Consider the following 11,979-nt stretch of genomic DNA (forward strand, 5'->3'; position numbering starts at 1 on the left):
CCGGGGCATCCCTGCCCCGGATTAACCCGGCCTATATTTATAGGCCGGGTTAATAGGCAGCATGCAGAAGCAGCCACGTAGGTCGGGAATCCTTTCCCGACGCAGCCGGATGTAGGCCAGGATAAGCCTGTCCTGAGCGAAGTCGAAGGGGCGGTAGCCGTTCCCGGCACAATGTTATGTCCCACTGAGTTTTGCCGGACCAAGCGGCCGGGAGCGGATTGGCATGCGCAGCGCCCACAGGGGACGGCACACGGTGTGCCGTATGAAACGCTTTGCTTATTCCGGCCTACAACTCAAACGAAGCTATCGCGCAACGATTCCTTCTTTGATCGACTTATGTAGATACCTCTGCCCGGAAAGAAGGAGCAAATTGGGCAAGAGCATTTTCAGTTCGAATTTATGGTGTAGGGGCGAATTCATTCGCCCCTACACCCGATATAAAAATGCCCTAAACATTGGAACACCCCATGGCTTTGCAGGCTTTTCCGACAGTTCCGGCAGCCCAGCTCACATTGTCGGCCACGCAAGTCTCCGCTACTTCGCAGCCGGCGCCGGCGGCACTTTGGCTGTGCTGTTATCTGCCGCGTTTGCCGCTGGAGGTCTTCAAGCTCGAAGACGACTATCCCGCCGCCGTATGGGTGGACAGCGGCGGGCGTTCCCTTATTTCTGCCGCCACCCCTGCCGCCGGGGCTTTCGGCATCCATCCCGGCTTACCTACGAACGCGGCCCTGGCCTTATGCGCCGGTCTGCAACTGCATCGCCGCGACGAACGGATGGAACGCGAAGCGCTGGAAAAGCTGGCGGAAGCCGGGCTCGGCTTCACGCCTTGGGTGAGCCTCGATTATCCGGCCGCCCTGGTCCTTGAAATCCGCGGCAGCCTGACCCTGTTCGGCGGCTTGAATGCCTTGACGCAGCGGCTGCGTGCCAAGCTCGAAAACCTGGGCCATTGCAACATTCTCGCGGCGGCACCGGCACCTTTTCCGGCCTGGCTCATCGCCTCCTCCGGGCTGGAGCGGACGGTGGAGAACCCGGCGGCACTCCGCTCCGGGCTCGGCGATCTGGCCATCGCCCGCTTGCCCCTGGAACGGAATACGGCGAACCGGCTCGCCAAGGCCGGTCTCCACACCCTGCGCGATCTCTGGCGTTTGCCGCGGGACGGCCTAGCTCGGCGTTACGGTCTTGCCGTGCTACGCCAACTCGACCGAGCCGCAGGGCGGGAAAAGGAAATGCCCGGGCTCTTCCGAACGCCGCCTGTCTTTCAAGCTTATCGGGAACTCGCCGCGGAAACCGAGAACCTGGCTCACCTGCGCCCCGTGTGCGCGGTTCTGCTGGAAAATTTGGCTGCCTTTTTGCGCCAGCACGACGCCGCCACGGACCGGCTGGAACTGGAGCTTTTCCACTTCCGCCGGCCAGCCACGCGCCTGGAACTGAAGCTTCGCTACGCCAGCCGCGATCCGGAGAGAATTTCGATGCTGCTGAGCGAGCGTCTGGAGCGAACGCCCCTGCCTGACGCCGTTACCGCCCTTCGCCTGCGTTGCGGCGCGCTACAACCCTATCGGGCGCACGAGGCGGATCTATTCGCTGCCAAAACTCCGGGCGTTTTGGACTGGGAGACCTTGCTGGAACAATTGCAGCAGCGCCTGGGACGCGATGCCTTGCGCTTTCTGGACACTCCGGCCGATCACCGCCCTGAGCTCGCCTGGAAGGGGGTCTCCGGCGCCCCCGAAGACGCCGTTTGCGATTGGAAGGGCGGCTTCGGTGCTCCTGGAGACGCCGTTTGCGATTGGAAGGGCGGCTTCGGTGCTCCCGGAGACGCCGTTTGCGATTGGACGCGGAACGAATCGCCCATCGGCTTCGCCATCGGCAAGGAACGCCGGCCGTTGTGGCTGCTGCCCAAGCCTCGACCGTGCGATCCGACCCGTTACCGATTGCTGCCGGAGCGGGAGCGCATCGAGAGCGGCTGGTGGGACGGCGCTTCGATCCGGCGGGATTACCGCGTGGCGGTGAGCCCGGAAGGCGTCCGCGCCTGGATATACCGGGAACTCGATGGGAACGGCGGGTGGTACCTCCATGGTTTCTTTGCTTAGGACTTGGTCGCCCTCAGCGCGATACGCTTTCCTGCCGCTTTTTCTGCAGTTCGATTTCGTAAATGAATTTCTGAAGGCTGATTTCGAAATTTCGGCTGGCGCCGCGGAAAATACACCCCACCCGCTGACCGACCGGAGGGTTAGCCCAGGTCATCGCGACTTTATTGCGCACTTCGAGACCCAGCATCATTTCGCCATGGCCGGGCAGGATCAGCCTGCATTCTTCGAGAATATGCCCGACGGAGAACAAGTCGCCGAGCCGATTGGCTTTGTCGATCAGGGCTAACCCAGAAAGACTGATGTCGGCAATACCGAACTCTGCGGGCATGTCGTCGAGCCTGACCACGCATTTGGCCGGCATGGCTACCGGAATCGCCACCCGGTAGAACGTCCGCTGCTGCCGCCAGTACAAGGAATCCGGAATCGGGGCCGCAAGCACGGTTTGCCCGTTCAAGGTCGCCTCGGTAAGTTTGGTCAGGGCGAAGCGGCACTGGATGCCGTCGACTTGTCCGCGAAATGCGACTTGCTGCGCCGCCAGCAACTGCCGATTGACGCTGGCGTTCTCGCTCAAATCCATGACCACCAATCCTTTTTCCGCCATCACCTGCACGACCGTGGTCACGAAACTCAGGCCACTACCGTCCGGCAGAGTGCTTAAAAGACACTTCTTCGTCTGCATGAGCTTGAGCTTTTCGATGATTTCGCCCCGGCTTTTCAGAACGTATCCGCCTTGACTTTCACTGGTATCGGCTGGCATAGGTCGCAATAGAACTAAGGATCACTTGACATTAAAGCTTAGCAGGGCAACGCACCGAAAAACGTGATCGGAATTGCCTGCGGTTGTTAATCATCCGTCGTTTCGGGCGAAGGCCGCTTCGGCAAAGGCACGTCGAAAACGATATTTTCGCCGCCATTGAGAACCAGGAAGTGCCGTCCCTTCGCGCGGGCGAGCATGGTCACGCCCGCCTGCCGCGCCAGCTCGAATCCCATGTGGGTGGCCCCCGAACGCGACAGCAGCACCGGGATCCCCATTTGCGTGACCTTGATCACCATTTCCGAGGTGAGGCGTCCGGTGGTATAGAAAATCTTGTCCCCGCCTTCCATGCCGGTGAGCCACATGTAGCCGGCGATCGCATCCACGGCATTATGGCGTCCGACATCTTCGACGAAGATTTCGATCTTGCCGTCTTTGCACAGCGCGCAGCCATGCACCGCCCCGGCCCGCTTGTATACCTCGTTGTAATCCCTGAGTGCATTGAAAACGCCGTAGATCTCCGATTGGCGGACGGTCACCTTGGGTACGCGAATTTCGCGGAGCTGGTCCATCAACCGGCCGAACACCGTGCCCTGACCGCACCCCGTGGTGACGGTACGGCTGCCCAGCCTTTCGAGAAAGGCGTGTTCGGTGAGCCGGGTAGTCACCGCGACCGCCTCGGTCTCCCAATCGACCTGCACCGACCGGATGTCGGCGATGTTCTCGATGAATCCCTGGTTGCGGAGATAACCGAGCGTCAAAAGTTCCGGATGGGTTCCGATCGTCATCAAGGTGACGATTTCGTACTTGTCCACATAGACGGTCAGAGCGCGTTCGCCCACCAGTTCCAATTCGCGGCGTTCACCGTACTCGTCGAGCGCGGTGGCGGCATAGCAGGAGGCGCGTCCCGCATTCGTCATTCGGATATCGTAAGGATTGGCCTGAAGATCGATCGGAGCCGCTGCCGTTGCATCCGCCGTTTCCATGCCCTCCAGCGCCGCCAACTCCCCCGGCGTGTTGACGTTGGCGAACAGCTCGGGATGATCGCTGAAATCGACCAAGGCCAGCCTGTGCTGCTCGAGCCAGAGGTCGATCTTCCGCTGACCGCCGGCCAGATAACGTTCCAGGCTGTCCGCCAGGCGGCGTTCAGCCAGCAGGAAAACCGGGTGCAAACGCTCGCCGTCGTGGGCGGCGCAAAGCTCGGCTCCGGTCTCCTGCATCACCCGGCACAGTCTTTCCAGAAGACGCCCCGTCACCAGCGGCGAATCGCATGGCACGGTTAGGACATAGGGCGTTTCCGCGGCACGCATGGCGCTGAGCAGCCCGGCCAGAGGCCCGTCGAAAGTGTCGGTCTGATCGGATATCACGGGATAACCGAAACGCGCGTATGCGTCCCGATTCCGGTTGGCGTTGATCAGAATGTGCGCGGCGACCGAATCCAGGGCTTCCAGAGCGTAGCTCGCCAGTGGTCTGCCTTTGAAGCGAATCAGCCCTTTGTCTTCGCCGCCCATCCGTCGTGCGCGTCCGCCGGCCAGAATCACGCCGGTTATTTTTGCCCTCTCTAAAATCATGGTGATAAGCTAAAAATCGAGTTTCGATATGTTTCTATTTAGTGTATGCGCTTATTTCTTGGTTCGATTGTCGCACTGCTGCTGATTATCCTGCCAGGGTGCTCCGCTCCAAAGAATCCCGAACCGCTCTACTATCAAGCCGAGACTACCAAACCTTATCAGGACGTTCTGTCCGAGTTGGAGCTCGCGATCACCGAGCGGAATTTCCGCATCACCGGCCACAACAAGATCGGCAGCGTGATCCGGGAGCGCGAGAACATCAGCTTCCCCGATTACGACACCATTCAGTTCTGCAATCTCACGCTGGCCCGCGAGATGCTGGAAATTTCGCCGGAATCCGTCATCTACATGCCCTGCAATGTGGCCGTCCGTTCCGAGAACGGCAAAGTTATCGTGACCACGCATTTGCTGCCGACCCGTTCGCCTAACCCGAAAATGAACGAATTCGCTCGGCAAATGAACGAAAAGCTCAAACAAATCGTGGACTTTGCGGTCGAAAACTGAATTTCACAAATTGCGCCTTCCGCTTTCGCTGCACTATCATGTAGCGATTTTGAGACAGGCTTACGAGAACGATTGAGCATGAAAATACCCGCTTTTCCCTTGAATATCCGGTGGCCCGCAACGGCCGCCGTTCTGATCCTGGCAGCCGGCTGCACGTCCGCTCCGCCCTCCCCCGAAACAGAAGCAAAGGAAACCAACGATTTTCCCACGCTGGCCAGGGTCGAATATGTCCTGCAATGCATGCAGGAGCATGGCGGCCAGAATTACAACAATCTCTATCACTGCACGTGCAGCGTCGACAAGATCGCGAGCCGGATGAGCCACGATGAATTCGTCCAGGCGCAGACTTTCACCTACGGATTCAGCATGGCCGGCGAGCGCGGCGCGGAATTCCGCGATCCGCCGGAATCCGCGAAACTGCGCGAGAAGTACAAGGAAGCGAAGAAATACGCTCAGGAAGCTTGCTTTCCGGCGGGTGCGGATAAGGACGTGAAGAAATAAGGGGGACAACAAACTCCGTTTCGGTGGGTTACGCCCTTCGGCTTCGCTAACGCTACGCTCAGGGCTAACCCACCCTACCAAGTCGTAGGTCGGCAATCCTTTGCCGACAAGGACTCTTAAAACATATCCTTCCGCCGGCGCGTTTCCGCAAACACCTCCAAGGGGTCGGCGTTCATCATTCCCAAGTTGCTCCGGATTTCCTCGCTTTCGGGGCGGAGGAACGGATTGGTCGCCAATTCCTCTTTCAACGTCGAAGGAACCGTAGGCTTGTTCTGCCGCCGCAGATCATCGACTTGCGCCATCCGTTGCTGAAGCGCCACATTACCGGGCTCTACCGTCAAGGCGAATCGGCCGTTCGCCTGGGTGTATTCGTGGGCGCAGTAAACCCTGGTCTCGGGAGGCAAGGCGCGCAGCTTCGAGAGCGAGCGCCACATTTCTTCCGGCGTGCCTTCGAACAACCGTCCGCATCCCAGGGCGAACAGCGTATCACCGCAAAATAGCGCATCGGCCCCGGCGAACCAGAACGCGATGTGCGCACGCGTGTGTCCCGGAACATCGAGCACGCGAGCCTCGGAGCTTCCAACTTTCAAAACCGTCGTCTCGCCCACGGCTATATCGATACCTGGAATGCGCTTGAGGTCCCGCTCCGAACCCACTATCCGACAGCCCGTCCGCCGCTTGAGCTCAAGGTTGCCGCCCACGTGATCGCCGTGATGATGGGTGTTCAGGACATGAGTCAGCGTCCATCCGTAAGCGGCGAGCGCCTCCAAAACCGGATCGGCCTCGGCGGGATCGACCGCCGCCGTCTCGCCGGTTTGGCTGTCGTGGATCAGGTAAACGTAGTTGTCCTTGAGTACGGGGATTTGAAGGATTTCCAGCATGATGCGTCCTTATCTGCCACCGGATAAATACCGGGCGATATCCTCTTTCGAAAAACCGATCTTGCGAGCCACCCGATCCGCGTGGCTGACCCTCGAAATGCCTTCGACCACCCGGTAAGTCGGCTGCTCGTTCTTGAACTCGACCTGCCTCGCCAATCCGATTTCTTTCTGCTGATAAGCATCGACCAGTTCGTGGTTGTGGGTGATCAAAATGGTGTTGCTGCCTTTCTGATAGAACCCGTCCAGGATATTCATGGAAATCTCGATCTTTTCCTCGTGGGTCGTGCCTTCCGAGAGTTCGTCCATGATCACCAGGCTTTTCGGCGTCGTTGCGAGGAAAATGTCCTTGGTCCGCTTGAGTTCGGTGCCGAAGCGCCCTTCACCGTCGGCGAGGTGGCTGATTTCGGGGACCTGGTAAAAGATGCGGTCCGCGACGGTCAGTTCCGCTTCCTGAGCCGGCACATAGCATCCGATTTGCGCGAGCAACTGGCTCTGCGCCAGGGTTTTACAGAACGCCGTCTTGCCGCCGCTGTTCGGTCCGGTGATGAAGGTCAGCCGCGTGTTTTTCAGGCTGATGTCGTTGGGCACGTAGTCGGGATTGTCCTTGCTCAGCACCGGATTCCGCACGCCTTTGAGCACCAGCGAATGGCGCTCGGCCTCGACGATCTTGGGCAAGACCACGGAGTGGTGGAAGGATTCCTTGAGGCGGACGAAGCTCAAGAGCTCGTCCAGCTTGCCCAGCGAATCCAGCGTGTTTTGCACGTCCTCGGACCGTTTGAAGATGTCGCGGAGCGGATAGATGCAGCCATCGCGATCGAAACCGCCGACGATGGGGATGTAAACGAAGCTGATGGGAAGCAGGAACAGCCAAAATACCGGCGCGATCGAAACCGCCAGATCGAGCAGCAACGGCACGAATTCCAAAGTCAGCACCAGGAGGATGGCCGCGACCGCGAGCCCCACCGGCTTGAACAGTGACGGCCGAAAGCGGATCGCCGGGGTATACCAGGGTTTCTCCGCCTTGGAGCGGACATCTTTCTCGGTCCGGTACACCGGCCCCTTCATCAGGGCATAGGCGCGCGAATGGGCAAAGCGCCGCAAGTCGTCGATCAATAGGCCCAGGTACTCGCTGTTCGGCTTCGGAAACCGGTTTGCCGCCTCCACCAGATTGAGCATGAACCGAGTGCCTTTTTTATAGGTCTCATAACCGTAGCCCTCGATTTCCAGCTTGTGCGCGGGCGAACTCATGAGCCCCATGAACGTGCCGAATAATAAACCGTAAAAGTCATCTTCCAGCGACTTCGCCTGTTTGATCAGGGTTTCCAACGAGTCTCGAAGCGCCTTGTCGGATTCGATTTCCCGAACCGCGTCCTGCTTGGCCCGGATAAGGTCCGCCGACGCCAGCGGCTGGACCAGCGAGCGATAAAGGGTTGCCTGACCGGTGATCGTGGCGGCGTGATTGATGCTGTCGAACAGCTTATCGACTTCGATGGCCTGAAACGTCGAAACATCGATGACACCCTCTCCGGTTGCGCCCGGCGCGGCGGAACGAACGACCGGCGGTTCCTTGGAATCGGATTGCAGAAGAGTCTGGTATAGGGAATTCATGGAGCGAGGACCTGGCAATGATAGTTCGGCGCCTAACCTACACCTTAGCGGCGCCCGCTTCAACCTGGAAGGAAACGGGGGCGATACCTATGTTTCTTAATGACCCTGTAATGTCTCGAACAGTGCCCATGATCGACTCGACCATCGATTCAGCATAAAATTTCACACATTTTTCACGAAAATCCGTCCGTCTTCTGGCAACGCTGACGAAAAAGAAGTTTCATCAACCCACGCGATCTCGACAATCATGACCGATCACTCCGTTCGCTCCGATACGGGCCTAAGCGCCGCATCCGTTTTGACCCTAGGCATATCCGGCTTTAACTATGCTGATTTGTACGAACCGGAACGGCTCAAGGACTTGTCAGACGTCTTCGACGCAACGGTCCGCAACCACGATCCGGCCCTATTCGCCGAATTCGAGCGTTATCGCGCATGCCAAGGCGAAGGCATGCCGCCCGAAAAGATTTCGGATGTCCTGGTCAAAATGGCGCCCTATGTCGGTACTTTCGTGGCGCGGCTGTTCGGCGTATCGTCCGAACGGGACACGCAAATACAGGCGATCCGCGACGAGTTCGACAGCATCTTCCTGTACCGCAACGAGATCGTCGGGAAGGTCGCGGGACTGTTCAAGAATCAGGCGCTGGAAAGCTGGAATATCGCCGGTATCCAGGCGGACTTCGAGTCCTTGCTCCGAATCGCCGAACCCGTGTTGATCGAATCGGACCGGGAAAAAGCGGTTGCCGTCTTAGGCGCACGCTTGCACCGCTGGCATCAAGATGCGTCGGTGAGCGGAAGGGAAATCGCCGAATTGCGCCGTACTCTTGCCACCGATCCGGATACCGAGGCGCGCTTTGCCGGTCTGCTGGGCAAGAGCGACGAAGACCTGGTGAAGGCGCTGCTGGATCTGGTCCAACGCTGGACCTATGCAGCTACGCAAATTCCCGAGCTCAAAGCCCAAGTCCAAGGGTGGGCCAGCTTCAAGTTCCCGGCCAAGACCGATTTCAATCATCTGGTTCATCACGAGACGCGCTCGGCGGACGGCTACAGCGTATGGGCGGCCCCCGAGGAACACCACAGGAGGCGCGAAGGATTCGGCCTTACCGATCCACGTTTTCCCGAACGGCGCGTGTTGTACGAAGTCGACCACTGCATTTATTGCCACGACCGGGATACCGACTCGTGCTCCAAGGGCATGCGCAACAAGAAGGACGGCACGTACAAGACCAATCCGCTCGGCGTGACCATTACCGGCTGCCCGCTGGAGGAAAAGATTTCCGAGATGCACGTCGTCAAGCGTCAAGGCGACAACATCGGCGCGCTGGCGTTGATCACCATCGACAACCCGCTCTGCCCCGGCACCGGCCACCGCATCTGCAACGACTGCATGAAGGGCTGCATCTATCAGAAAACCGAGCCGGTCAATATTCCGCAGATCGAGACCAACGTCCTCACCGACGTTTTGTTCATGCCGTGGGGCTTCGAGATTTACAGCCTCCTGACCCGCTGGAATCCGCTCAACGTCAAGCGGCCGTACGCCCTTCCCTACAACGGCAAGAACGTGCTGGTGGCCGGCATGGGACCCGCCGGCTACACGCTGGCTCATTATTTGACCAACGAAGGCTTCGGCGTGGTCGGTATCGACGGCCTCAAGATCGAACCGCTGCCCAAAGACATCGTCGGAGACGAGACCCATCCGCCCCGCCCCATCCATGATTTCCGAGAGTTGTACGAGGATTTGGACAAACGCATCATGCTGGGCTTCGGCGGCGTGGCCGAATACGGCATCACGGTGCGCTGGGACAAGAACTTCCTGAAAGTCATTTATCTGACCCTGTTGCGGCGTCACAGCTTCCGCTGCTACGGCGGCGTGCGCTTCGGCGGCACTCTCACGATCAACGAAGCCTGGGATCTCGGTTTCGACCACATTGCCATCGCTTCGGGCGCCGGCAAACCCACGCTCATCGACATCAAGAACAATTTGATTCGCGGCATCCGCAAGGCGTCGGACTTCTTGATGGCGCTGCAATTGACCGGGGCCGCCAAGGAGTCGTCGCTGGCCAATCTGCAAGTGCGCCTCCCGGCCGGCGTGATCGGCGGCGGCTTGACCGCCATCGACACCGCCACCGAGCTTTTGGCCTACTATCCGGTGCAGGTCGAAAAGATCATGCAACGCTACGAAAAGCTGTGCGCCGCCTTCGGCGAGGAAACCGTACGCGCCCGCTACGACGAGGAAGAATTGCTGATCCTCGACGAGTTTTTGGGTCATGCCAAGGCCGTGCAGGCAGAACGCCAAAGGGCACAAGCCGCCGGGGAAAAGCCCGATTTCCTCCCCTTGCTGAATGCCTGGGGAGGCGTCACGCTGTTCTACCGCAAGGGCATGAAGGATTCACCCGCTTACCGGCAGAATCACGAGGAAATCAAGGAAGCCATGGACGAAGGCATTCTGCTGGCCGAGGGCATGAACCCGCTCGAGGCCCTGGAGGACAAATACGGACATCTCCGCGCCGTGCGCTTCGAAAAACTGGAGGAACAGGATGGCCGCTGGCAAAAGGCCGGCAACCTCGAAGTCCCGTTGCGCAGCCTGTTCGTCGCCGCGGGAACCTCGCCCAATACCATCTACGAATCCGAGCATCCGGATTCCTTCGAGATGGACCAGAAGTTCTATCAGCGCTACGAACCCAATTGGCTGAGCGAAATTCCGGAGCTGGAACCGGTCAAAGACACCGCCGTTCCCAAGATCGGCAAGCCTGCGCCGTTCACCTCGTACCGCCGCCACGGCAAGTTCATCACGTTCTACGGCGACAACCACCCGGTCTATGCCGGCAACGTGGTGAAAGCCATGGCCAGCGCCAAGGACGGATATCCTTACATCGTCAAACTGTACGAAAAGGAGCTCGCCGCGCTCGATCGAGCCCAGCAGCCCCAGCGCCTTGCGAATCTGCGAGAGTTCCAGCACAGGCTCGACGACATGCTGCTGGCGCGTATCGTAGAAATCAATCGGGTCACCCCGAACATCGTCGAAGTCATCGTAAGGGCTCCGCTGGCCGCGAAGCACTTCTGCCCGGGCCAGTTCTACCGCGTTCAAAACTTCGAAGCGCTCGCACCCGTCGTGGACGATACGGTGCTGGTCGCCGAAGGCCTGGCATTGACCGGCGCCTGGGTCGACAAGGAACAAGGCCTCATATCCCTGATCGCTCTGGAAATGGGTTCGTCGTCCAAGCTCTGCGCGATGTGGAAGCCCGGCGACCCCATCGTGGTGATGGGGGTCACCGGCGCCCCCACTGAAATTCACGCCGGGCAAACGGTCCTCCTCGCCGGCGGCGGCCTGGGCAATGCGGTGCTGTTCTCCATCGGCAAAGCGCTGCGCGCGGCGGGCAGCCATGTCATCTATTTCGCCGGCTATCGGAAGCGCGAAGACGTGTTCAAGATTCGGGAAATCGAAGCGGCCTCGGATGTGGTGGTCTGGTCGGTCGATAATCTCCCAGGAGCAGAGCCCATACCGCCGCTGCGCCCCCAGGACAAAACCTTCGTCGGCAACATCGTCGAAGCGATGCTGGCTTACGCGAAGGGCGAACTGGGTCCGACTCCGATCCACATGGACGACGTCGACCACATGATCGTCATCGGCTCCGACCGCATGATGGCGGCGGTCAAAGCAGCCCGTTACGGCGTCCTCCAGCCGTATCTCAAGGCTCATCACTCCGCCATTGGCTCGATCAACTCGCCGATGCAGTGCATGATGAAGGGCGTCTGCGCGCAGTGTCTGTGCAAGCATGTGGAACCGGACAGCGGCAAGGAGTATTTCGTGTACTCCTGCTACAACCAGGATCAAGACCTGGACCGGGTCGATTTTCCCAACTTGTACGCACGCCTGCGCCAGAACTCGGTACAGGAGAAACTGTCGACGATGTGGCTGGACTATCTACTTTCGAAAAACGGCGATCGACGGGTAGGCTGAAAAATTTCCAAAGACGAAAGCATGACAATATCCGGAAAGTCTTTTACCATTGACGCCCGTTGACTGCATGGACGGCTTTACGCCTTTCCTCGATCGACGCCATCGCAGGAGC

The 11,979-nt window shown here is 59.2% G+C and carries 8 protein-coding genes; 4 read left to right on the forward strand and 4 right to left on the reverse strand.

Features of this window, described 5'->3' with window-relative positions; genetic code table 11:
* Positions 1-467 precede the first annotated feature (467 nt).
* The gene (locus JOD69_RS03035) at positions 468-2,087 is read left to right on the forward strand and encodes a DNA polymerase Y family protein (RefSeq protein WP_086135300.1); all 1,620 of its coding nucleotides are present in this window, start codon (positions 468-470) and stop codon (positions 2,085-2,087) included.
* A 13-nt stretch (positions 2,088-2,100) separates the two neighbouring features.
* Here the strand turns inward: JOD69_RS03035 and JOD69_RS03040 are convergent, their stop codons facing one another.
* Both JOD69_RS03040 and mobA read right to left on the reverse strand, forming a co-directional pair.
* Positions 2,101-2,844, reverse strand: coding sequence for a flagellar brake protein (locus JOD69_RS03040; protein ID WP_086135299.1), 744 nt, complete (start codon positions 2,842-2,844; stop codon positions 2,101-2,103).
* 86 nt (positions 2,845-2,930) lie between these two features.
* Positions 2,931-4,412: a molybdenum cofactor guanylyltransferase MobA gene (gene mobA / locus JOD69_RS25185; RefSeq protein WP_086135298.1), complete on the reverse strand. Its 1,482-nt coding sequence runs from the start codon at positions 4,410-4,412 to the stop codon at positions 2,931-2,933.
* A 45-nt stretch (positions 4,413-4,457) separates the two neighbouring features.
* Here mobA and JOD69_RS03055 point away from each other — a divergent pair, with 45 nt between their 5' ends.
* Both JOD69_RS03055 and JOD69_RS03060 read left to right on the forward strand, forming a co-directional pair.
* The gene (locus JOD69_RS03055) at positions 4,458-4,916 is read left to right on the forward strand and encodes a DUF302 domain-containing protein (protein ID WP_077731203.1); all 459 of its coding nucleotides are present in this window, start codon (positions 4,458-4,460) and stop codon (positions 4,914-4,916) included.
* 78 nt (positions 4,917-4,994) lie between these two features.
* Entirely contained in the window at positions 4,995-5,417 is a 423-nt protein-coding gene (locus tag JOD69_RS03060) for a hypothetical protein (RefSeq protein ID WP_077731202.1), read from the forward strand.
* A gap of 116 nt (positions 5,418-5,533) precedes the next feature.
* Here JOD69_RS03060 and gloB read toward each other — a convergent pair whose 3' ends face one another.
* Entirely contained in the window at positions 5,534-6,298 is a 765-nt protein-coding gene (gene gloB, locus JOD69_RS03065; protein WP_086135297.1) for a hydroxyacylglutathione hydrolase, read from the reverse strand.
* A 9-nt stretch (positions 6,299-6,307) separates the two neighbouring features.
* Positions 6,308-7,906, reverse strand: a complete 1,599-nt coding sequence (locus tag JOD69_RS03070) for a DNA mismatch repair protein MutS (RefSeq protein ID WP_077731200.1) — start codon at positions 7,904-7,906, stop codon at positions 6,308-6,310.
* A 247-nt stretch (positions 7,907-8,153) separates the two neighbouring features.
* Here JOD69_RS03070 and JOD69_RS03075 point away from each other — a divergent pair, with 247 nt between their 5' ends.
* On the forward strand, positions 8,154-11,867 hold the full coding sequence (locus JOD69_RS03075) for an FAD-dependent oxidoreductase (RefSeq protein WP_086135296.1): 3,714 nt from the start codon (positions 8,154-8,156) through the stop codon (positions 11,865-11,867).
* Positions 11,868-11,979: the final 112 nt, after the last annotated feature.

It is taken from the genome of Methylocaldum sp. RMAD-M (genome assembly GCF_017832375.1).
GTDB lineage: Bacteria > Pseudomonadota > Gammaproteobacteria > Methylococcales > Methylococcaceae > Methylocaldum.

Bases quoted from the DNA above. Each gene is read 5' to 3' on its own strand.
- JOD69_RS03040 (WP_086135299.1), bottom strand. From the start codon at position 2,844: ATGCCAGCCGATACCAGTGAAAGTCAAGGCGGATACGTTCTGAAAAGC.
- gloB (WP_086135297.1), bottom strand. From the start codon at position 6,298: ATGCTGGAAATCCTTCAAATCCCCGTACTCAAGGACAACTACGTTTAC.
- JOD69_RS03060 (WP_077731202.1), top strand. From the start codon at position 4,995: ATGAAAATACCCGCTTTTCCCTTGAATATCCGGTGGCCCGCAACGGCC.
- mobA (WP_086135298.1), bottom strand. From the start codon at position 4,412: ATGATTTTAGAGAGGGCAAAAATAACCGGCGTGATTCTGGCCGGCGGA.
- JOD69_RS03035 (WP_086135300.1), top strand. From the start codon at position 468: ATGGCTTTGCAGGCTTTTCCGACAGTTCCGGCAGCCCAGCTCACATTG.
- JOD69_RS03055 (WP_077731203.1), top strand. From the start codon at position 4,458: ATGCGCTTATTTCTTGGTTCGATTGTCGCACTGCTGCTGATTATCCTG.
- JOD69_RS03075 (WP_086135296.1), top strand. From the start codon at position 8,154: ATGACCGATCACTCCGTTCGCTCCGATACGGGCCTAAGCGCCGCATCC.
- JOD69_RS03070 (WP_077731200.1), bottom strand. From the start codon at position 7,906: ATGAATTCCCTATACCAGACTCTTCTGCAATCCGATTCCAAGGAACCG.